This window comes from Pseudomonas sp. D1HM, from assembly GCF_019266105.1.
In the GTDB taxonomy this organism is placed as follows: domain Bacteria; phylum Pseudomonadota; class Gammaproteobacteria; order Pseudomonadales; family Pseudomonadaceae; genus Aquipseudomonas; species Aquipseudomonas taetrolens.
In genome coordinates, this window is the sequence record NZ_LRMN01000003.1 from 104511 (window position 1) to 123410 (window position 18900).

General features: G+C 58.1%; 16 protein-coding genes and 1 tRNA gene. 5 read left to right on the forward strand and 12 right to left on the reverse strand.

The annotated features are described in order from the left end of the window. Positions 1-14: 14 nt before the first annotated feature. Entirely contained in the window at positions 15-1712 is a 1698-nt protein-coding gene (locus tag AWM69_RS03575) for a glutamine--tRNA ligase/YqeY domain fusion protein (protein ID WP_131652834.1), read from the reverse strand. Between the two features lie 275 nt (positions 1713-1987). Between AWM69_RS03575 and AWM69_RS03580 the strand changes: the two genes are divergently transcribed. After that, positions 1988-2491, forward strand: a complete 504-nt coding sequence (locus tag AWM69_RS03580) for a peptidylprolyl isomerase (protein WP_048379365.1) — start codon at positions 1988-1990, stop codon at positions 2489-2491. Then, entirely contained in the window at positions 2488-3216 is a 729-nt protein-coding gene (gene lpxH / locus AWM69_RS03585) for a UDP-2,3-diacylglucosamine diphosphatase (RefSeq protein WP_131652833.1), read from the forward strand. Before AWM69_RS03580 ends, lpxH begins: the two co-directional genes overlap by 4 nt. 55 nt (positions 3217-3271) lie before the next feature. On the opposite strand, the gene AWM69_RS03590 is transcribed toward lpxH, so the two are convergent. From AWM69_RS03590 to AWM69_RS03610, 5 genes are all read right to left on the reverse strand, one after another. After that, on the reverse strand, positions 3272-4801 hold the full coding sequence (locus AWM69_RS03590) for a DHA2 family efflux MFS transporter permease subunit (protein WP_131652832.1): 1530 nt from the start codon (positions 4799-4801) through the stop codon (positions 3272-3274). Between the two features lie 63 nt (positions 4802-4864). Next, the gene (locus AWM69_RS03595) at positions 4865-6070 is read right to left on the reverse strand and encodes an efflux RND transporter periplasmic adaptor subunit (protein WP_131652831.1); all 1206 of its coding nucleotides are present in this window, start codon (positions 6068-6070) and stop codon (positions 4865-4867) included. A gap of 16 nt (positions 6071-6086) precedes the next feature. Beyond that, on the reverse strand, positions 6087-7556 hold the full coding sequence (locus AWM69_RS03600; protein ID WP_218725791.1) for an efflux transporter outer membrane subunit: 1470 nt from the start codon (positions 7554-7556) through the stop codon (positions 6087-6089). Then, positions 7553-8026: a MarR family winged helix-turn-helix transcriptional regulator gene (locus tag AWM69_RS03605; protein ID WP_131652829.1), complete on the reverse strand. Its 474-nt coding sequence runs from the start codon at positions 8024-8026 to the stop codon at positions 7553-7555. The genes AWM69_RS03600 and AWM69_RS03605 overlap by 4 nt, the downstream gene beginning before the upstream one ends. 188 nt (positions 8027-8214) lie before the next feature. Then, positions 8215-8823, reverse strand: coding sequence for a tRNA isopentenyl-2-thiomethyl-A-37 hydroxylase MiaE (locus AWM69_RS03610; RefSeq protein ID WP_218725792.1), 609 nt, complete (start codon positions 8821-8823; stop codon positions 8215-8217). 272 nt (positions 8824-9095) lie between these two features. Here AWM69_RS03610 and AWM69_RS03615 point away from each other — a divergent pair, with 272 nt between their 5' ends. Further along, positions 9096-9959, forward strand: a complete 864-nt coding sequence (locus AWM69_RS03615) for a universal stress protein (protein WP_218725793.1) — start codon at positions 9096-9098, stop codon at positions 9957-9959. A 12-nt stretch (positions 9960-9971) separates the two neighbouring features. On the opposite strand, the gene AWM69_RS03620 is transcribed toward AWM69_RS03615, so the two are convergent. Then, on the reverse strand, positions 9972-10442 hold the full coding sequence (locus AWM69_RS03620) for a DUF1289 domain-containing protein (protein WP_048379349.1): 471 nt from the start codon (positions 10440-10442) through the stop codon (positions 9972-9974). Positions 10443-10848: 406 nt separating this feature from the next. On the opposite strand from AWM69_RS03620, the gene acnB reads away from it, so the two are divergent. Beyond that, positions 10849-13449: a bifunctional aconitate hydratase 2/2-methylisocitrate dehydratase gene (acnB, locus tag AWM69_RS03625; RefSeq protein ID WP_218725794.1), complete on the forward strand. Its 2601-nt coding sequence runs from the start codon at positions 10849-10851 to the stop codon at positions 13447-13449. A 78-nt stretch (positions 13450-13527) separates the two neighbouring features. Here the strand turns inward: acnB and AWM69_RS03630 are convergent, their stop codons facing one another. Beyond that, positions 13528-14598 (reverse strand): AI-2E family transporter, encoded by a 1071-nt coding sequence (locus AWM69_RS03630; protein ID WP_131652825.1) that lies wholly within the window; start codon positions 14596-14598, stop codon positions 13528-13530. A gap of 32 nt (positions 14599-14630) precedes the next feature. Beyond that, complete coding sequence (locus AWM69_RS03635; protein WP_048379344.1) at positions 14631-14870, reverse strand: sulfurtransferase TusA family protein; 240 nt, start codon at positions 14868-14870, stop codon at positions 14631-14633. Between the two features lie 128 nt (positions 14871-14998). Between AWM69_RS03635 and AWM69_RS03640 the strand changes: the two genes are divergently transcribed. Beyond that, the gene (locus AWM69_RS03640; protein WP_131652824.1) at positions 14999-16429 is read left to right on the forward strand and encodes a M48 family metalloprotease; all 1431 of its coding nucleotides are present in this window, start codon (positions 14999-15001) and stop codon (positions 16427-16429) included. Positions 16430-16480: 51 nt separating this feature from the next. Here the strand turns inward: AWM69_RS03640 and nadA are convergent, their stop codons facing one another. The 3 genes from nadA to AWM69_RS03655 form a co-directional block, all read right to left on the reverse strand. Continuing rightward, positions 16481-17539 (reverse strand): quinolinate synthase NadA, encoded by a 1059-nt coding sequence (gene nadA / locus AWM69_RS03645; RefSeq protein WP_131652823.1) that lies wholly within the window; start codon positions 17537-17539, stop codon positions 16481-16483. A gap of 252 nt (positions 17540-17791) precedes the next feature. Beyond that, positions 17792-18478 carry a type 1 glutamine amidotransferase domain-containing protein gene (locus tag AWM69_RS03650; RefSeq protein WP_131652822.1) on the reverse strand — a complete coding sequence of 229 codons (687 nt, stop codon included), beginning with the start codon at positions 18476-18478 and terminating at the stop codon, positions 17792-17794. A gap of 305 nt (positions 18479-18783) precedes the next feature. Then, positions 18784-18859: transfer RNA gene (locus AWM69_RS03655), tRNA-Lys, on the reverse strand. Positions 18860-18900 lie beyond the last annotated feature (41 nt).

The window sequence follows — 18900 nt, forward strand, 5'->3', positions numbered from 1 at the left end:
CCTTCAAAACTTGATCACTGGCCCCACGAATCGCGCAGGGTCACAGTACGGTTGAATACCGGGTGACCGGGTTTCGAGTCCTTGATATCCGCGCAGAAGTAACCTTCGCGCTCGAACTGGAAACGGTCTTCCGGCTGTGCATTGCCCAACGAAGGCTCAGCACGACAACCAGTCAGTACCTGCAGCGAATCAGGGTTGATGTTTTCCAGGAAGCCCGCGCCATCCTCAGCCTTTTCAGGGTTCGGCGAACGGAACAGACGATCGTACAAACGCACTTCGCACTCGACACTGGCGGCCGCCGGCACCCAGTGCACAACACCTTTGACCTTGCGACCTTCCGGATTCTTGCCCAGGGTCTCAGGGTCGTACGAGCAACGCAGCTCAACGATATTGCCGTCAGCATCCTTGATCGCTTCGTCGGCACGAATCACATAGCTGCCGCGCAGGCGCACTTCGCCACCTGGCTCAAGACGCTTGTAGCCTTTTGGCGGCTCTTCCATGAAGTCGTCACGATCGATGTAGATTTCACGGGCGAATGGCAAAACCCGCACACCCATGTCTGCTTTCGGATGGCAAGGCAGCTCAAGGTTCTCGACCTTGCCTTCGTCGTAGTTGGTGATCACGACTTTCAACGGACGCAGCACGCACATGGCACGCGGGGCGCTGTGGTCCAGGTCGTCACGAATGCTGAATTCGAGCATGCCGAAGTCGACCACGCCATCGGAACGGTTGGTACCGACCATGTCGCAGAAGTTGCGGATCGATTTAGGCGTGTAACCGCGACGACGGAAACCCGACAGAGTCGACATGCGCGGGTCATCCCAGCCATTGACGTGCTTTTCATCGACCAGCTGCTTGAGCTTGCGCTTGCTGGTGATGGTGTAGTTCAGGTTCAGGCGGCTGAATTCGTACTGACGCGGTTGCGCCGGAACAGGCAGGCTGTCAAGAAACCATTCGTACAGGGGGCGATGGCTTTCGAACTCCAGGGTGCAGATCGAATGGGTAATACCCTCGATTGCATCCGACTGACCATGAGTGAAGTCATAGTTCGGATAAATGCACCATTTGTCACCGGTCTGGTGGTGATGGGCATGGCGGATGCGGTACATGATCGGATCACGCAGGTTCATGTTCGGCGAAGCCATGTCGATCTTGGCCCGCAGCACGCATTTGCCGTCTTCGAACTCACCGGCGGTCATACGGGCGAACAGGTCCAGGTTCTCTTCGACGCTGCGATCGCGGAACGGGCTGTTCTTGCCCGGCTCGGTCAGGCTGCCGCGGTATTCCTTGGCCTGCTCAGGGGTCAGGTCGCAGACGTAGGCCTTACCCTCTTTGATCAGGTAATTTGCCCATTCGTGTAACTGGTCGAAATACTGCGAGGCATAGCGCACTTCACCAGACCACTCAAAGCCCAGCCATTTCACGTCGCTTTCAATTGCGTCGATGTATTCCTGGTCTTCCTTGGCCGGGTTGGTGTCGTCAAAACGCAAATGCGTCACGCCGCCAAATTCCTGAGCCAGCCCAAAGTTCACGCAAATGGATTTGGCATGACCGATGTGCAGGTAGCCGTTGGGCTCTGGCGGAAAACGGGTCACGATCTGCTTGCATTTACCCGAGTCAAGGTCCGCCTGAACGATAGGACGCAGGAAATTGGCCGGGACAGCTGGGCCAGCCTTTGGATTCAGAGTGGGGTCGACAGTGGGCTTGCTCATAGGATCCTTGGACATAACAGGTGCGCGGCCTGGGTCGGCCGACTAAATCAAAGCGCCTATCATAGCCGATGCTGTCAAGTCCCTGACAGAGCAGAGTCTCAATCCGAATGGCTAAAACCGCTGCATTTAATGCCCATATCGCAAAACCCCATCGAAATGTCCGGCGAGCACGCTAAACTCCGCCACGCGGCTGTATCTACCCAGCCAGCTCAGGGGTTGAGGCGATTCCTGCCACTCCCGAGCCCGACGAATTCTTTGATAGAGCGATAAAGACCATGTCAAAAGTAAAACTGAGCACCAACCACGGCGACATCGTGATCCAGCTGAACGCTGAAAAGGCGCCGATTACCGCTGCCAACTTCATCGAATACGTAAACGCCGGCCACTACGAAAACACTGTTTTTCACCGTGTAATCGGCAACTTCATGGTCCAGGGCGGCGGTTTTGAGCCTGGCATGAAAGAAAAGAAAGACAAGCGCCCAAGCATCCAGAACGAAGCTGACAACGGCCTGCCGAACAAGAAGTACACCGTTGCCATGGCTCGCACCATGGAACCGCATTCGGCCTCCGCCCAGTTCTTCATCAACGTGGCTGACAACGATTTCCTCAACCACAGCGGCAAAACCGTTCAGGGCTGGGGTTATGCAGTGTTTGGCGAAGTGATTGAAGGCAAGGACGTGGTCGACAAGATCAAAGGCGTTCAGACCACTTCCAAAGCCGGCCACCAGGACGTGCCAGCTGAAGACGTGATCATCGAGAAAGCCGAGATCATTGAGTGATATTACTGATTTCAGATTTGCATCTGGAAGAGGAGCGCCCGGATATAACCCGGGCGTTTCTGGATTTCCTGGCCGGACGCGCTCGTTCGGCACAGGCGCTGTACATTCTCGGCGACTTTTTTGAAGCCTGGATTGGCGACGATGCAATGACGCCCTATCAGCGCTCCATTTGCCAAGCGCTGCGAACACTGAGCGATACCGGCACCCAGGTCTTCCTGATGCACGGCAACCGCGACTTCCTGCTGGGCCAGGCCTTCTGCAAGGCGGCTGGCTGCACCTTACTTAAAGACCCGAGCGTTGTAGATTTTTACGGCGAACCGGTTCTGCTGATGCACGGCGACAGCCTGTGCACCCGCGATGAAGCCTACATGCGTCTGCGACGCTACCTGCGCAACCCAGTGACCTTGTGGGTATTACGCCACCTGCCACTGAGCACCCGCCATAAACTGGCGCGCAAGCTGCGCAGCGAAAGCCGCGCCCAGACCCGCATGAAAGCCAACGACATTGTCGATGTGACCCCCGAGGAAATCCCGCGGATCATGGCGCACCATGGCGTCCACACCTTGATTCATGGTCACACCCATCGCCCGGCCATTCACAAGCTGCAAATCGGCGATCACGCCGCCAAGCGCATTGTGCTCGGCGACTGGGACCGCCAAGGCTGGGCCTTGCAAGTGGACGAGCAAGGCATGCAACTGGCGCCGTTTGAGTTTGCGCCAGCCTAGAATCAACAGCCCCTGACCCTCGACAGAGGGTGGGGCAAGCGCACAAGCCCGCCGATCAATGCCCGCTCGCCGCCGGACCCGGCTTGGCGGTAAATGGCGGTTTGGCCAGCCACACCAGCAAAATCAAGCCCATGAACAACCAGCCCATCAGCGTGAAATAGTCCACGGTGGAGAACATATAGGCCTGGCTGTTGAGGATCTGCTCCATCTGCGCATATGCCCGCTGACTCGCGCCCCCCAAGCTTTCCAGCGTGCTTCGCGTCACCGGATCGTAGGCACTGATGCTTTCGCTCATGTAGGCATGATGCTGATCAGCCCGACGAATCCAGATCCAGGTTGTCAGTGACGCCGCAAAACTACCGCCCAACGTCCTCAGGAACGTCGCCAGCCCTGCTCCATCGGCAATTTGATGAGGCGGTAAATCCGACATCAAAATGCTCAAGGTCGGCATAAAGAACAACGCGACGCCAATCCCCATAAACAGTTGCACCATGGCAATACGCTGGAAATCCACCTCATGGGTGAAGTCGGCGCGCATAAAGCAACTCAGGCCAATGGCCAGGAATGCCAGTCCGGCGAGCAGGCGCAAGTCAAATTTGTGCGCGTACTTACCCACGAACGGTGACAACACCACAGGCAAAATCCCGATAGGTGCCACCGCCAACCCTGCCCAGGTCGCGGTATACCCCATCTGGGTTTGCAGCCACTGCGGCAAGATCAGATTGATCCCGAAAAAGCCGGCATAGCCCAGCACCAGGACGATGGTACCGATGCGGAAGTTGCGGTGTGAAAACAGGCGCAAATTGACAATCGGATGCTTGTCGGTCATTTCCCAAATGACAAAAGCGGCCAGCGCCACCACGGACAATGCTGTACCCAAGAGAATGAAACTGGATTCGAACCAGTCCAGATCATTGCCCTTGTCGAGCACGATCTGCAGGGCTCCCACACCGATGATCAGGGTAATCAAGCCCACGTAATCCATCGGTTGACGGGTAATCACAACCGGCCGGGCCTTGAGCTGCTGGCGAACCACCATCACTGCGAAAGCGCCAATCGGGATATTGATAAAGAAGATCCACGGCCAACTGTAGCTGTCCGTAATCCAGCCCCCCAAAATCGGCCCGGCAATGGGCGCAACCACCGTGACCATGGCCAGCAATGCCAATGCCATCCCCCGTTTCGCAGGGGGATACACCGCAATCAACAAGGTTTGGGTCATGGGATACAGAGGCCCCGCGACCAGCCCCTGCAGCACCCGGAACCCCACCAGCTCAGGCATTGAGGTCGAGATACCGCACAAAAAGGAGGCCAGCACGAACAGAATGGTCGCCCACAAGAACAACTTTACCTCGCCAAAACGACGGCTCAGCCAGCCGGTCAGCGGCAATGCAATCGCGTTACTTACAGCGAATGAGGTGATGACCCACGTGCCCTGCTCTGAACTCACCCCCAGGTTGCCGGAGATAGTAGGCAGAGCGACGTTGGCAATAGTGGTGTCGAGCACCTGCATGAAGGTCGCCAGCGAAAGCCCGATGGTGGCCATCAGCAAGCTGGGGGGGGTAAATGATGCGTTCGTACTCATCGCAAATCCTTTAAAACCGGGTGTACAGCCCCGCCAGTGGGCAGGGGCTTATGGATTGGCGAATCAACGTTGAGCGGCAGTGTTACCGGAGACCGAGCTATTGCTGTCAATCAAGCGCGTAATGAGCGCTTCGGCATCGGCCAGTTGCTGCTGGTAAACATTGGTGGTGAATGCCGCTTTCTGCGGCGGCAACTGCGCAAGCACCGGACCGCTCTGGTCGCGCAGGTTCACCTCGACCATCGTTGACAGCCCGACTCGCAGCGGGTGCTCGGTCAGTTGCTCAGGGTTGATATGAATGCGCACAGGCACACGCTGGACGATCTTGATCCAGTTACCCGTAGCGTTTTGTGCTGGCAACAACGCAAACGCGCTACCCGTACCGGCCCCGATGCTGTCGACAGAACCGCTGTACTTCACGCTACTGCCGTAGATGTCCGCCTCAATGTCCACCGGCTGGCCAATGCGCATGTTGTGCAATTGGGTTTCCTTGAAGTTGGCATCGATCCACAGCTGATTCAGCGGAATGACCGCCATCAACGCTGTGCCTGGCTGAACCCGTTGGCCCAACTGAACCGTACGCTTGGCTACGTAGCCCGTGACCGGTGCGATCAGCGTGGTACGGGCATGCGCCAGGTAGGCTTGGCGCAACTGTGCCGCAGCCGCCATCACATCCGGGTGATTGACCACCGCGGTGTTATCCACCAGCGCCCGCGAGGTATCCAGTTGCTGCTCGGCATTGCGCAAGGCGCTACGCGCAGAAGACAGGTCATCCCGGGCATGAGAAAGCTCTTCCTGAGAGATTGCCCCGCCTGCCGCCAGACTTTTACGCCGGCTGTAGTTGTCCTGAGCTTTTTGCACTTCGGACTTTTGCGCAGCCACCTGTGCCTTCATGCCATCAACATTGCTGAACAGGCCACGAACCTGACGCACCGTACGGGCCAGGTTGGCCTCGGCACTTTGCAAGCCCACCAGGGCATCACTCGGGTCGAAGCTGACCAGCGTCTGGCCCTCATGTACCAGATCGCCATCATCGGCCCCGATACTCACCACAGTCCCCGTTGCCAACGGCGTGATTTCAACCACGTTGCCGTTTACATAGGCATCGTCGGTGCTCTCATTCCAGCGACCATACAGTTCGTGCCAGGCCCAGACACCCAGCCCGAGCAGAATGACCACTACGGCCAGCCCGCCCAGCCAGCGCTTGCGGTTACGCTGATTGGCAGCGTCCTCTTGGTGTTGCGTTTCGTTTGGTGTTTGCACAGTAGCCATGGATCAGTACCTGAAATTATTTTGCCAGCGAGGCTTGAGTGGGAGCAGCCAATGCCGTGTGGGCAGGTTCAAAGCCGCCGCCGAGGGCCTGCATCAATTGAATCGAGAGGTCGATCCGGTTTGCATTCAGATCCGCCAGCAAGCGCTGGGCCTGAAGCAGTTGCTGCTCAATGCTGAGCACGTCCAGATAGTTGCCGACGCCCGAGCCGTACCGCTGCAGGACCGTGTCATACGAGTCCTGGGCGATCGCGGTGGCGCGCTGTTGGGCGTTGATTTGCCGGCCCACCGCGCTTAGCTGTCCAAGGGTGTCGCTGACATCACCCAGCGCACCGACCAGCATCTTGTTGTACTGCGCAACGGCCACATCGTAATTGGCGTCTTCTGCATCCAGCCCGGCACGCAGTCGCCCGCCGTCAAAGATCGGCAACGAGACAGCCGGAGCGATGTTGAAGAAACGACTGGCGGAGCCAAACAGCGCATCCCCCAGCAACGACTGGGTGCCAGCAGCTGCGCTCAAGTTGAGATTGGGGTAAAAGCGGGTTTTAGCGGCGGCAATGTTTTTGCTGGCGGCTTCAACCCGCCAGCGCGCGGCCACCAGATCCGGACGTCGACCAAGCAACTCGGCCGGCAACGTGCCCGGCAGCGCGACAGCCCCCGGGGAAAGGGGGTCGGGACGCGCGATATCAGCACCTCGATCAGGCCCTTTGCCCAACAATACGGCCAAGGCAATCCGTGCGCTGCCGAGCTGTTTTTCAGCGTCTATCAGTTGTGCTTGCGCACTGGCCTCAAGGCTCTCGGTTTGTTGATACTGATAGTGACTGTCGATCCCCGAAACCAGACGACGCTGGCTCAGGCTCAGCATTTTGCGGGTGCGTTCGAGGTCTTCCCCGGCCAGATCGCGAACGCTATAGGCATGCCCGAGCGCACTGTAGGCGCGCGCCACATCAGCCGCGAGGGTCAGGCGTGCCGCCTGATTGTCGACCTCTGCGGCACGCGCTTCACCCACTGCGGCTTGCCATGCATCGCGCTGGCCGCCCCACAGGTCGAAGGTGTAATTGAATGTCAGATTCAGATCTCGCTCAGTGCCGTAACGCCCACCCTGCCCCGTGGGATCTTGTACACGGGACAAACGGGAGCGTGTGACATCCGCGCCGGCATCCAGGGTCGGCATGCGCTGTGCATTGGCCGCACTGGCCGCTGCCGTTGCCTGATGCGCACGGGCACTGGCCACTTGCATATCAGGGCTGTCGCGCAGCGCTTCTTTAATCAAGCCGTCGAGCTGTTCATCCCCCAGCCGCTTCCACCAGTCCTTTTCAGGCCAGGCCGCCGGGGTCACGGTAACGCCCTCCAGGGAGTGTGCAGCCTTGAGGGTATTGGCCTGCAGATTGACGCCTTCGGGATTCAACCCGCTGTAGCTGGCGCAACCGGCCAGGGCCATGGCGATGCCCATCAGGCTCAGGTCAGCTCGCAATGTTCTAATGCTCATTTTTCACCCAAGCGCTGAACGGTGATCGGGTCACCCGCCGCCAGCAGTATTTTTTTGAGAATCTGTTCAAGGCTTTGCAGCTCTTGAGGGGTGATCGCGGCCGCCAACTCGTTCATCGCATCGGCACCAATCTGCGGCAGCAAGTCAGCCAGTGCCTGGCCATCAGCGGTGAGCACCAGTTGCACCTGGCGCCTGTCGGCCTCGGAGCGCTGGCGAAGCAACAGGTTTTTCTGCTCAAGGCGATCGAGCATGCGGGTCATCGAACCACTGTCCAATGACAGGTGGCGACACAGGTCCGCCGGCGTATCAACAGCGAATTGCGCCATGATGATCAGCACTTTGAACTGAGCCGCCGTGATGCCGTACGGCTCCATGTGGCTATCAATAATGCGGTCTTTGAGCAACGCAGTACGCCCCAGGAGCAAACCCAGGGTGCAGTTTTGAAACGTATCGGGATGGAAATGCTTCATCTGGGCACCAGAACGCCACACAGGCAATAATGTTTCCAGATGTTACTGCCTAGGCAGCTAATGTCAAGGCGGTAGATAGGACGCTATCTAGTTGAGCGTGTCATATTCCTGCAAATGCCCGTGCGCACGGCACAACCGCTGCGATTTACCCAGTGCACCGCAGCGTCTGTATCACAAATAAAGCGGGCTTATACCGGGGCGGGCACACCACTGTGGAAGCGGAACTCAACATCAGGGGTTTCGATCAATTCCTGTTCGGCCGCTCTGACACGCTCGATCACCTGAGCAATGTCCTTGGCATCGCCATATTGATAAGCCAGCTTCAGGTATCCCTGAAAGTGCCGCGCCTCGCTCTTGAGCAATCCGAAGTAGAACTTGCCGAGCTCATCGTCCAGATGAGGCACCAATGCTTCGAAACGCTCGCAACTACGGGCCTCGATAAATGCACCCACCACCAGTGTATCGACGAGCTTGACCGGCTCGTGATTGCGCACAACCTTGCGCAGCCCGGAAGCGTAGCGGCCGGCCGAAAGCTGGCGCAGTTCGATCTTGCGCTTTTTCATCAGGCGCATGACCTGCTCGTGATGAACCAGCTCTTCACGCGCCAGACGCGACATCATAGTGATCAGGTCAACATGGGAGTGGTACTTCGCGATCAGGCTCAAGGCAGTGCTGGCGGCCTTGAACTCGCAGTTCTTGTGATCGATCAGCAGCGTTTCCTGATCCGCCAGGGCTGCCGTAATCCAGCCATCAGGGGTTCGGCAGCCCAGAAACTCGTGAATTTCAGGAAGAATCACGCGCACACTCCCGACCAAGGGGAATTGCACAGCAGACAGGCGGTGTTTTGAAGAATCGCTGACATGAGGCTCACAAAGACTGGATTGAAGGCGTTTTCAATGGATTGCCCCTAACGGGCCCTGCATTGATCAAGCCCCAAGGCAAAACGGCTGATTATACGGGCCGTAACGCGTAGCACCAACCGCACAACTTGATATGCATCAACGCAGGCACTCCTGCCGAGCAACTATAGTCAATACAGTCGCCTTTATTACTTGTGGAGTCTTCGGTCATGCAAACCATTCGCAGCCTGCTGGTCGTCATTGAACCCGAGCTCATGGAAAGCCTCGCACTCGAACGCGCCAAATACATCGCAAGGACCACCAAAGCCCATTTGCACCTGCTGATTTGCGATAAAAAACACGAACACGCCGACCTGCTCAGCGTGCTTGAAGCCAAACTGGCAGACGAAGCCTTTAACGTGACCAGCGAACAGGCCTGGCATGAAAGCCGGCATGCCACCATCCTCCAGGTGCAACAAGCCAAAGGCTGCGGGCTCGTGATCAAACAGCACGTCCCTGATAACCCCCTGAAAAAAGTCCTGCTGACACCCGAAGACTGGAAACTGCTGCGCTACTGCCCCTGCCCGGTACTGCTGGTAAAGACCGACCGCGACTGGGAGCACGGTGTGGTGCTGGCGGCCGTCGACGTGGGCAACAACGATCCCGAGCATATGGCGCTGCATTCAAGCATTGTTGACCACGGGTTTCGCATCGCCAGCCTGGCCCATGCACAATTGCACGTCATCAGCGCACACCCGGCGCCGACACTGGCCATGGTCGACGAGGTCTACCCCATGGACACCCAGTTGCAAGCCAGCTACCGCGCTGAATGCCAGGTGTTCCAGCAACGCTGCGAGGTTGAAGACGATCGCCTGCATATTGAGGAAGGCCCGGCGGACATGGTCATTCCACGGGTCGCCAAGTCACTCGGCGCGGTCGTCACCGTGATGGGCACCGTGGCCCGCACCGGACTTTCCGGGGCGCTGATCGGCAACACGGCTGAAGTCGTCATCGACAAACTGGACAGCGACATTCTGGTGCTCAAGCCCGATGACATGATCGAGCACCTTGAAGAACTGGCGGCCAAACGCTGACTGGCCAGCGGTCTATTCGTTGAAGGCCTCTTTCAGGAAGCCTGGAGCGATGTACCGCTCATAGTGGGCTTCCGAAAGCAGGAAAAACTCCCGATCAATGGCATCGCGCAATTCCGGCAGGCCCCAGTTGCGAAACTCCGGGAGCAGCACCATGCCATACAACTCCAGCTGATTGATCACCCGCGCACCCCGCGCAATCAGTTGGTAGGCCCAGCAATATTCAGACTGCGTCGGCACAAAGCGAATCTTGCGCCCCACCAGTTGGGCACGCAGCGCCGCCGGGTCGAAAACCTCTACCTTGCCCGACATCACCTGCACCAGAAGCTGCTCCAGCCGACACCAGACGGCACGCTTCTGCTCCTCGTTGTAACCGTTCCAATGGATCACTTCGTGATGGAAACGCTTGCAGCCGCGGCACACGAGGTCACCATAAACCGTTGAGCAAAGGCCTATGCAGGGAGTCTTGATGGTTTGATTGGACATGGCGAAATAGAGCACTGGAGAGCGAAACAGGCGCCCATGTTAGCCCTTTGTCTAACGCAGATCACCCCTCAACCTTCAGGGGCTAACTTACCTTCCACGCATTTTTGCCGTAGAATCGGCCTGCCTTTTAAGGCGCCAATGTCCGTTAGAAGCTGTTTTCAAAGCGTCACGAGCACAGTTGATCCCGAAGAACGGTGTTGGTGAGGGGTGTTTGCTCTGCAAATACCCGCACCAACATTCATCATCCTCCCCGTTCGGAAGGCGTAAAACTTTGAAAACAGCTTCTGTTGGGAATCCTTGCAACTCTGGCTAAGCGGCCCAAAAAGCCCCGCAGCGCATGAGTGCCCGGCATTCCTGGATGAGCGTCCCGGACACCCATTTGGGACCAATGATGAGGGTAATAACTGTGCTTGAAGCCTACCGCAAACATATCGAAGAGCGCGCAGCCCTGGGTATCGTTCCCCAGCCGCTTAACGCCGAACAAACCGCTTCCCTGGTTGAGCTGCTGAAAAACCCACCGGCTGGCGAAGAAGATTTCCTTGTTGACCTGATCACCAATCGCATTCCACCTGGTGTGGACGAAGCTGCTTACGTGAAAGCAGGCTTTTTGGCCGCCGTTGCCAAAGGTGAAGCCACTTCCCCTCTGATCAGCAAAAAGCGCGCTGTTGAACTGCTTGGCACCATGCAAGGCGGCTACAACATCGTGACTCTGGTTGACCTGCTGGACGACGCAGAGCTGGCACCGGTTGCCGCAGAGCAACTCAAGCACACCCTGCTGATGTTTGACGCCTTCCACGACGTCGCTGAAAAAGCCAAAAACGGCAATGCCCACGCTAAAGCAGTGGTGCAGTCCTGGGCTGACGGCGAGTGGTTCAAGAACCGTCCTACCCTGGCTGACAAAATCAGCCTGCGCGTATTCAAGGTAACCGGCGAAACCAACACCGACGACCTGTCGCCTGCACCGGACGCCTGGTCCCGTCCTGACATCCCGCTGCACGCCCTGGCCATGCTGAAAATGGCACGTGACGGTATCGTGCCGGACGTTCAAGGCGCTATCGGCCCGATGAAGCAGATCGAAGAAATGCGCGGCCAGGGCTTCCCTATCGCCTACGTCGGTGACGTTGTCGGTACCGGCTCTTCGCGTAAATCGGCCACCAACTCCGTACTGTGGTTCTTCGGCGACGACGTTCCTTATGTACCGAACAAGCGTGCCGGCGGTTTCTGCTTCGGCAACAAAATCGCTCCGATCTTCTACAACACCATGGAAGATGCGGGCGCACTGCCGATCGAGTTCGACGTTTCCAACATGCACATGGGCGACGTGATCGACCTGTACCCGCATGCAGGCAAAGTCTGCAAACACGGTACTGACGAAGTCATCACCACCTTCGAAATGAAGACCCCGGTGCTGTTGGACGAAGTCCGCGCTGGCGGCCGTATCCCTCTGATCATTGGCCGTGGCCTGACCGAGAAGGCTCGCGCAGAACTGGGCCTGGGTCCATCCGACCTGTTCAAGAAGCCGGAAGCACCTATCGAAAGCACCAAGGGCTTCACCCTGGCGCAAAAAATGGTCGGCAAGGCATGCGGCGTGACTGGCGTTCGTCCAGGCACTTACTGCGAACCTAAAATGACCACCGTCGGTTCTCAGGACACCACCGGTCCAATGACCCGTGACGAACTGAAAGACCTGGCGTGCCTGGGCTTCTCCGCTGATCTGGTGATGCAGTCTTTCTGCCACACCGCGGCCTATCCAAAGCCGATCGACGTGACCACGCACCACACCCTGCCAGACTTCATCAAGACCCGCGGCGGCGTTTCCCTGCGTCCGGGCGACGGCATCATCCACAGCTGGTTGAACCGTATGCTGCTGCCGGATACCGTCGGCACTGGCGGCGACTCCCACACTCGCTTCCCGATGGGCATTTCGTTCCCGGCCGGTTCCGGCCTGGTAGCGTTCGCCGCAGCCACTGGCGTCATGCCACTGGACATGCCGGAATCGATTCTGGTTCGTTTCAAAGGCGAAATGCAGCCTGGTATCACCCTGCGTGACCTGGTTCACGCCATTCCTTACGTCGCTATCCAGAAAGGCCTGCTGACCGTAGAGAAGAAAGGCAAGATCAACGAATTCTCGGGTCGCATCCTGGAAATCGAAGGTCTGGACAACCTGAGCATCGAGCAGGCATTCGAACTGTCCGATGCCTCGGCAGAGCGTTCGGCGGCAGGCTGCACCATCAAGCTGTCCAAAGAATCGATCACCGAATACCTGAACTCCAACATCACCCTGCTGCGCTGGATGATCGGTGAAGGTTACGGCGACGCTCGCACCCTTGAGCGTCGTGCTCAAGCGATGGAAGCCTGGATAGCCAACCCGGAACTGATGGAAGCCGATGCTGACGCCGAATACGCTGAAATCATCGAAATCGATCTGGCCGACATCAAAGAGCCTGTGCTCTGCGCGCCAAACGACCCGGATGACGCTCGCCTGCTGTCCACTGTTGCCGGTGAGAAGATCGACGAAGTGTTCATCGGTTCGTGCATGACCAACATCGGCCACTTCCGCGCTGCGGGCAAGTTGCTGGACAAGGTCAAAGGTCAGCTGCCAACGCGTCTGTGGCTGTCGCCACCGACCAAGATGGACGCTCACCAACTGACCGAAGAAGGCTACTACGGCATCTACGGCAAAGCTGGCGCACGCATGGAAATGCCAGGCTGCTCGCTGTGCATGGGTAACCAGGCACGCGTTGAGCCTAACTCTACCGTGGTGTCGACTTCGACCCGTAACTTCCCGAACCGTCTGGGTGACGGCGCTAACGTCTACCTGGCTTCGGCCGAGCTGGCGTCGGTTGCCTCGATCCTGGGTCGCCTGCCTTCCGTTGAGGAATACATGGCGTACGCGGCCGAGATCAACACCATGGCAGCGGACGTGTACCGCTACCTGAGCTTTGATCAGATCGCCGAATTCCGTGAAGCGGCTGCAAATGCCAATATCCCGGTTATTCAAGCGTAAGCTGAAGCGGTAACGAAAAAGCCCCGCCGTTCGATCCTCTCGAGCGGCGGGGCTTTTTCATGCCTGCCTGAAGGTGATTTACAGCAAGGGCGCGACCGTTTGCTCGCTTCGCGGCCAGGCATCGAGCACGGCCTTGAACAAGGTTGCCAGGGGGATCGCAAAGAACACGCCCCAGAACCCCCACAACCCGCCAAACAACAGCACCGCACAAATGATTGCCACCGGGTGCAGGTTGACGGCTTCCGAGAACAGCAGCGGCACCAGCACGTTGCCATCCAGCGTCTGAATGATCCCGTAGACCGCCATCAGGTAAATGAACTGATCACTCCAGCCCCACTGGAACAGTGCAATCAGCAGCACCGGCACAGTCACCACCACCGCCCCAACATACGGCACCACCACCGACACGCCGACCAACAAAGCGAGCAACGCCGAGTAATTGAGACCCATGGTCACGAAAGCGATGTAGGTCACGCCGCCGCAGATGAAAATCTCGATAACCTTGCCGCGGATGTAATTGGCAATCTGCCGGTTCATTTCCTGCGCAACACGGGTAATCAGGGCGCGCTCACGGGGCAAGTACCCGCGGACCCAGCGGCTGATCATCGCCCGGTCCTTCAGGAAGAAGAACACCAGAATCGGCACCAGCACCAGATAGATCATGATATTGATCAACAACGGCAAGCTGGACAGCGAAAAGGTCAGCGCCCATTGACCGAATTTTCCGATTTCTCCGCGCGCCGCCTCAATGGCTTGCAACACCTGCTCATCCGATACCAGATGCGGGTAACGCTCCGGTAACAGCAACAGCAGCGATTGCCACTTGGCAAGCATGCCCGGTAGCTCATTGAACAACGTAATCAACTGGTGCCAGAGCAACGGCAAGACCACCACCATAAACACCAGCAACAGCCCCATGAAGAGTGCAAACACCAGGCCTACGGCTGCAGCGGCTGGCACCCGTAGCCGCTCCAGCGCCACCACCAGCCCCTGCATCAGGTACGCCAGTACCATGCCCGCCAACACCGGTGCGAGCATGCCGCCCAAGGTCAGCACCGCCGTAAAGGCCAGTACCAGTAATACCGCCAGGACCACAGCCTCTTCATCCGAGAAGTAGCGCTGTACCCAATCCCGCAACACTTTGAACATCGACATTCCTTAAAAGACAGTGCGGCGAGGATTCAGGCCTTGCGAAGCCAGTAGCGGTAGGTACCGGCATCAGACTCTTCGCGCAGCAGTTCATGACCTGCCAGACGCGCAAAGGATCGAAAATCACGCTGTGACCCCGCATCGGTGGCAATCACTTTAAGCACCTGACCAGCGCTCAGCCGATTCAGCTCCATTTTGGCCTTGAGCAGTGGCAGCGGGCAGCTCAGGCCGCTGGCATCCACTAGCGCATCGTGCGCCAATGCATCGATCATTGTTGACTCCTCAGACGTGCCAGGATTGGCATTTTTTATGCTCGCTAGAATACCCCAAGCCGACCCGCTACTGGTCGTCGGGCGAGTGTCCAGCTACAGTGAGCGCTTTACCGACAAGAGCTTTGTGCATGACTTTTCTGCGCCCTACCCTGTTGACGCTCGCCTGCCTGCTCGCATCACCGAGCTTCGCCGACAACTTGCCGTCTCTGGGTGACGCCAGCTCGTCCATTGTCTCGCCCCAACAAGAGTACCAATTGGGCCGAGCCTGGCTAAGCATGCTGCGTGGCCAGGTATCGCAACTCAATGACCCGCAGCTCAAGGACTACGTCGAAGCCAGCGTTTACAAGCTGGTTGAAACCAGCCAGGTTCAGGATCGCCGCCTGGAGTTCATCCTGATCAACAGCCCGCAACTTAACGCGTTTGCGGCGCCAGGGGGGATCATCGGGGTCAATGGCGGTTTGTTTCTCAATGCCCAGACCGAAGGTGAATACGCCTCGGTCATGGCTCACGAACTGGCTCACTTGTCACAACGGCACTTTGCACGGGGCGTAGAAGCCCAGCAACGCATGCAGTTGCCAATGATGGCGGCCCTGCTCGCAGGCATTATCGTGGCGGCCTCGGGCGCAGGTGACGCCGGGATCGCCGCCATTGCCGGGACACAGGCAGCAGCCATGCAAGAACAACGGCGTTTCTCACGCCAAAATGAGCAAGAGGCTGACCGGATCGGCATTCTCAATCTGGAAAAAGCCGGCTACGACCCACGCTCCATGCCCACCATGTTCGAGCGCCTGATGCGCCAGTACCGCTTCGACGGCCGGCCGCCGGAGTTTCTGCTGACTCACCCGGTTACAGAGTCGCGGATCGCCGACACCCGTAACCGCGCCGAACAGGCACGCTCCGGCGGCACCGAAGACAGCCTGCGCTATCAATTGATCCGTGCCAGGGTGCAACTCAACTACGAGGATACCCCGGGGCTGGCCGCCAAGCGCTTCCGCGTGCAGCTCGATGAGAACCCGAAAAACGATGTAGCGCGCTATGGCCTGGCGATTGCCCAAATCAAAGGCAGTCAATTCAAGGAGGCCCGCGAAAATCTCAAGACATTGCTGGACAAGGCGCCTAACGACATCACCTATAACCTGGCGCAGATTGAACTGGACATGGCCAACAACCGTCTGGCTGAAGCTCAGCAGCGGATCGACAGAATGCGCACCCTGTACCCGGGCAACTACCCGCTCAATCAGGCCCGGGTCGACCTGCTGCTCAAGCAGGACCGCCCGAAGGACGCCGAGAAGGCGCTCGATGCCCTGCTCAAAAGCCGCCCCGATGACCCGGATGTCTGGTACATGGTTGCCGAAACACGTGGTCTGTCAGGCAATATCATCGGCCTGCATCAGGCCCGGGCCGAATACTTCGCTCTGGTGGGTGATTATTCTCAGGCCATCAAGCATCTGGACTTTGCGAAAAAACTCACCAGCAACTTCCAGCTCTCATCCCGCCTGGATGCCCGTCAGCGCGAACTGATGGATCAGGAGCGGTCCATCAAAGAGATGATGAACTGATCCCGGCTCCCCGGCTGGCGCCGCTGATCGCGCCGCCGCCGGGGTGGGCCGTCAGGCATTGCCCGCCAGTTTCAAGCGTGCGGCCTGGGTAAAGTCCAGCATGCGCTTGAGGGGGCGAACGGCGTGAGGCACCAATGCCGGATCAACGAAAATCTCGTTACTGCCGGTTTTCAGACACTCCAGCGTGCGCTCAAGCGTGTTCATGGCCATCCACGGGCAATGGGCGCAACTGCGGCAGGCGGCGCCATTACCGGCTGTTGGCGCCTCGATAAAGACCTTGTCCGGGCACAGCTGCTGCATTTTGTAAAAAATGCCGCGGTCAGTGGCCACGATAAAAGTCTTGTTGGGCAGGTTTTGCGCAGCGGCAATCAGCTGACTGGTGGAGCCGACGGCATCGGCCAGGTCGATCACCGACTCCGGCGATTCCGGGTGAACCAGAATGGCCGCATCCGGGTACAGCGCCTTCATGTCTTCAAGCTGCTTGGACTTGAACTCTTCGTGGACGATGCAAGCGCCGTCCCAGAGCAGCATGTCGGCACCGGTCTGACGCTGAATGTAGCGCCCCAAGTGTTTGTCCGGGCCCCAGATGATGGTTTCGCCGTTGTCCATCAGGCTTTCGACGATTTCCAGGGCGCAACTTGAGGTCACCACCCAGTCAGCCCGGGCCTTCACCGCTGCCGACGTGTTGGCATACACCACCACGGTACGCTCGGGATGCTTGTCGCAAAACGCCGAGAACTCTTCAACCGGGCACCCCAGGTCCAGCGAACAGGTCGCCTCTAGCGTCGGCATCAGCACGCGCTTTTCAGGGGTGAGGATTTTTGCCGTTTCCCCCATAAAGCGCACACCCGCGACCAGAATGGTCTTGGCCGGGTGGGCCGCGCCAAAGCGGGCCATCTCAAGGGAGTCGGATACACAGCCACCGGTTTCTTCAGCCAGGGCCTGAATCACCGGATCACAATAAAAGTGTGCCACCAGCACCGCGTCGCGGGCCTTGAGCTCAGCTGCAATCTGCTCGCGCAGGATAAGGGATTGTGCCTCAGTCAACGGTTTGGGTTGCTTGGCATCGAGGTGGGCTTGAACCAGAAGTCGTTCAGAAATTTGCGTCATGTTCGCAAGACCTGCAAGCGCTGCTGCGCGAAAGTCGAGTGTACCACCAGCTCTGGACTGTTCGAGTCCCGCTGGGAGAATGTGTGTTATCAGGCACGGACCAGCTATCAAGGGCGACAAGGCTACAGAATAACCTTGGAATTCAAAAGTTTAATGTTGCGGGGAGCCTGTGATGAGGGGATTCAGACCACTGGCGTGACGAAAAGCCGATACCTGTCTTGCATCAGGTACCGGCTTTCACGCCGAGAGCGATTATCGAAGCGTGCTTAACAGCGCTTCAGCCACCGCCCCGCCTGACGCCGGGTTTTGACCCGTGATGAGGCGCCCGTCCGCAACGACATAGGGCGCCCAGGGCTGATCGGCTTTCTCATAACGGGCACCGCACTTCACCAGTTCGGTCTCCGTCAGATACGGCACGCAGTCTGCCAGACCGACCAGGTGTTCTTCTTCATTGGAGAAACCGGTGAGGTTCTTCCCTTTAATCAGCAGCTCGCCATCCGACAGCCTGATATTCAACAGCCCAACGGCACCATGACACACCGAAGCGACTACACCGCCACGCTCATAGATGCTCCGGCTCAAGGCTTGCAACTCCGTATTATCAGGGAAGTCCCAGATCACCCCATGACCGCCGGCATAATAAATGGCGATGTAGTCATCCGGATTAACCTCAGCGGGCTTGAGCGTCGCCCCCAGCCGATTCATGAAGGCCTTGTCGTGATACCACTGCCAGTCAATCTCGGTGGCCATTTCTGCGGCAAGACTGTGGGGATCAATCGGCGTGTACCCTCCCTGCGGACTCACATAATCGACGGCATAACCGGCAGCCTGGACCTTGGCCACAAAATGCACAGCCTCGCCCAGCCACAAGCCGGTGGCCCGCGGCAGGTCGGGGTATTTTTCGACGCTGGTCAGTACCACCAGTATTTTCTTGCTCATCATGAACCTCCTTAATGGACGCAACCCTTGCTGCCCGGGAACACGGCAGACCTAGAGCATAGACACAAGGTGAGATGCATAAGTGTCCTGTCCGCTTGCGTTCGATCAAGGCTGTCGCCATATCGAGGTCTGCTGCTCGCTTGAGATGGCCGAGTCCGCGCCGTGCTGACGCCATACGGCAGTCGCCAGTTTCGCCAACGGCCCCGGCGTTGTGTACGACCGCTTAGATTCGCACCCGACCAAATCACAGACGCAAAAAAGCCGGTTAACCCTAAGGGCTGACCGGCTGTTTTGGTGTAGCTATATGGTGGGTCGTGTGGGATTCGAACCTACGACCAATTGGTTAAAAGCCAACTGCTCTACCAACTGAGCTAACGACCCGCTTCGTTGTGGGACGTATAATACTGATTTTTAACGAGAAT

Excerpts from the sequence above, each read along its gene's own strand:
- AWM69_RS03575 (WP_131652834.1), bottom strand. The coding sequence starts at position 1,712 with ATGAGCAAGCCCACTGTCGACCCCACTCTGAATCCAAAGGCTGGCCCA.
- AWM69_RS03580 (WP_048379365.1), top strand. The coding sequence starts at position 1,988 with ATGTCAAAAGTAAAACTGAGCACCAACCACGGCGACATCGTGATCCAG.
- AWM69_RS03590 (WP_131652832.1), bottom strand. The coding sequence starts at position 4,801 with ATGAGTACGAACGCATCATTTACCCCCCCCAGCTTGCTGATGGCCACC.
- AWM69_RS03595 (WP_131652831.1), bottom strand. The coding sequence starts at position 6,070 with ATGGCTACTGTGCAAACACCAAACGAAACGCAACACCAAGAGGACGCT.
- AWM69_RS03600 (WP_218725791.1), bottom strand. The coding sequence starts at position 7,556 with ATGAGCATTAGAACATTGCGAGCTGACCTGAGCCTGATGGGCATCGCC.
- AWM69_RS03605 (WP_131652829.1), bottom strand. The coding sequence starts at position 8,026 with ATGAAGCATTTCCATCCCGATACGTTTCAAAACTGCACCCTGGGTTTG.
- AWM69_RS03615 (WP_218725793.1), top strand. The coding sequence starts at position 9,096 with ATGCAAACCATTCGCAGCCTGCTGGTCGTCATTGAACCCGAGCTCATG.
- AWM69_RS03620 (WP_048379349.1), bottom strand. The coding sequence starts at position 10,442 with ATGTCCAATCAAACCATCAAGACTCCCTGCATAGGCCTTTGCTCAACG.
- AWM69_RS03630 (WP_131652825.1), bottom strand. The coding sequence starts at position 14,598 with ATGTTCAAAGTGTTGCGGGATTGGGTACAGCGCTACTTCTCGGATGAA.
- AWM69_RS03635 (WP_048379344.1), bottom strand. The coding sequence starts at position 14,870 with ATGATCGATGCATTGGCGCACGATGCGCTAGTGGATGCCAGCGGCCTG.
- AWM69_RS03640 (WP_131652824.1), top strand. The coding sequence starts at position 14,999 with ATGACTTTTCTGCGCCCTACCCTGTTGACGCTCGCCTGCCTGCTCGCA.
- nadA (WP_131652823.1), bottom strand. The coding sequence starts at position 17,539 with ATGACGCAAATTTCTGAACGACTTCTGGTTCAAGCCCACCTCGATGCC.
- AWM69_RS03650 (WP_131652822.1), bottom strand. The coding sequence starts at position 18,478 with ATGAGCAAGAAAATACTGGTGGTACTGACCAGCGTCGAAAAATACCCC.